Genomic DNA, 2,011 nt, shown 5'->3' on the forward strand with positions numbered 1-2,011 from the left:
TAGTAGCCGCTCGCCGAAGGCGCCGTGCAGGGTCAGCGGACGGTCCTCGGCCGACAGCGCCGTGGTCGGGATGTTGCTGGCGGCCAGGGCCAGGCGGTGCCGCGGCAGGTCCAGCGCCCGGATCACCTCCGGATGCAGCTGGTTCAGCACATGGGCGACATGGGAGACGCGAAAGCCCGGCGCGAACTCCACGGTGCGGGCGGCGCCGCCGACCTCCTCGGCCGCCTCCAGCAGCACCACCTTGCGGCCCTTCCTGGCCAGCAGCGCGGCGCAGACCAGGCCGTTGTGGCCGCCGCCGATGACGATCGCGTCACAGGACGTCATAGGCGTCGCTCATCACCGCGGGCCTGCGCTTCAGGTCGCGCAGGATCTCCGCCGCCGCGTTGCGGCCCGGCGCGCCCATCACCCCGCCGCCCGGATGGGTGGAGGAGCCGCACATGTACAGCCCGGCCACCGGCGAGCGGTACTGGGCATAGCCGGGCACCGGCCGGTTGAACAGGATCTGGTCGAAGGTCAGCTCGCCCTGGAAGATGTTGCCCTCGGTCAGCCCGACCTCGGCCTCCAGCTCGCGCGGGGTGCGGATCTCGGCATGCAGGATCAGGTCGCGGAAGCCGGGCGAATACTCGGCGATCTGGTCGATCACGGCCTTGCCGAAGGCGTCGCGGTCGGCATCGGTCCAGTCGCGGCCCTCGACCTTCGGCGGACAGTACTGGACGAAGCAGCTCATGAAGTGCTTCCCCGGCGGCGCCATGGTCGGATCCAGCGTGGTCGGGATCATCATGTCCAGGAACGGGTCGGCCGACCAGCGCCCGGCCTTCCAGTCGTCATAGCCGCGCTCCATCCGCTCGACGCTGTCGGTGAAGTGCATGTCGCCGCGCAGGCAGGGCGATCCCTCGGGCAGCGCCGGGAAGCGGGGCAGGGCGTCCAGCGCGATGTTCACCTTGCCGGAGGAGCCGCGGATCTTGAAGTTCCTCACGCGTTTGACGAACGGAGCCGGCAAGGCCGTCTCCGGCACAAGCGTCAGGAAGGTGCGCTTGACGTCGAGGTTGGAGACGACCTGCCGGGCGCGGATCTCCTCGCCGCTTGCCAACACCACGCCGGCGGCCTTGCCGTTCTCGACCAGGATGCGCTCGACCGCCGCGCCGGTTCGGATCTCGCCCTTCGCCGCGCGCAGCGACCCGGCCATGGCCTGGGTGATGGCGCCCATGCCGCCGCGGGCGAAGCCCCAGGCCCCGGTGGCGCCGTCGACATCGCCCATGTAGTGGTGCAGCAGCACATAGGCCGAGCCGGGCGAGCAGGGGCCCAGCGCGGTGCCGATGATGCCAGACAGGGCGAAGCTGGCCTTCACCACCTCGCTCTCGAAATACTCGTCCAGGAACTCGGCGATGCTCATGGTCCAGAACCGGATGGTGTCGGCCATCTCGGTCTCGGTCAGGCCGTGGAACTTGCGGCCGAGATACAGCATCTCCTGCAAATCGCGCGGCCGCAGCGACGCCGGGTCCGGCGGGGTGCGCAGCAGCAGCGGGCGGATGAAGCGGCACTGCCGGGTGACGTCGGCGGAATAGCGGTCATAGGCCTCGGCGTCGCGCAGCGAGAAGCGCTGGATCTCGCGCCGGTGGGCGTCGTGCTGGCGGTAGGTGGCCAGCGCGTCGCCGTCGCGGGTGAACACGGCGCCGCCTTCGTAGGGGATGACCTGCAGCCCGTGCCGCGGCAGCTCCAGGTCGCGCATGATCTCCGGCCGCAGCAGGCTGCAGACATAGGAGCAGTTGGAATAGAGGATGCCGGGATACAGCGACCGGCTCACGGCCGCGCCGCCGACCCAGTCGTTCTTCTCCACCACCAGCACCTCGAGCCCGGCTCGGGCCAGGTAGCCCGCCGCCACCAGCCCGTTATGCCCGGCCCCGACGACGATGACGTCCCAGGTCGTCACGGGTGATAGCCGGGGAGGGTGGAGTAGGAACGGCTTCTCTTTTTGAGTCCCCCCTCCCCTTGCGGGAGGGGGGCAGGGGGA

2 protein-coding genes are annotated in these 2,011 nt (G+C 70.1%); both read right to left on the reverse strand.

Annotated elements, in window-relative coordinates; all coding sequences use genetic code 11:
• On the reverse strand, positions 1-324 hold a 324-nt coding region (locus tag P409_RS32845; RefSeq protein WP_034848608.1), incomplete at its 3' end, for an FAD-dependent oxidoreductase.
• Positions 311-1,930: a phytoene desaturase family protein gene (locus tag P409_RS32850; protein ID WP_034848610.1), complete on the reverse strand. Its 1,620-nt coding sequence runs from the start codon at positions 1,928-1,930 to the stop codon at positions 311-313. The genes P409_RS32845 and P409_RS32850, both read right to left, overlap by 14 nt.
• Between the last annotated feature and the right edge of the window lie 81 nt (positions 1,931-2,011).

Origin of the sequence: Inquilinus limosus MP06 (genome assembly GCF_000767795.1) — a bacterium.
Classification (GTDB): Bacteria; Pseudomonadota; Alphaproteobacteria; order DSM-16000; family Inquilinaceae; genus Inquilinus; species Inquilinus limosus_E.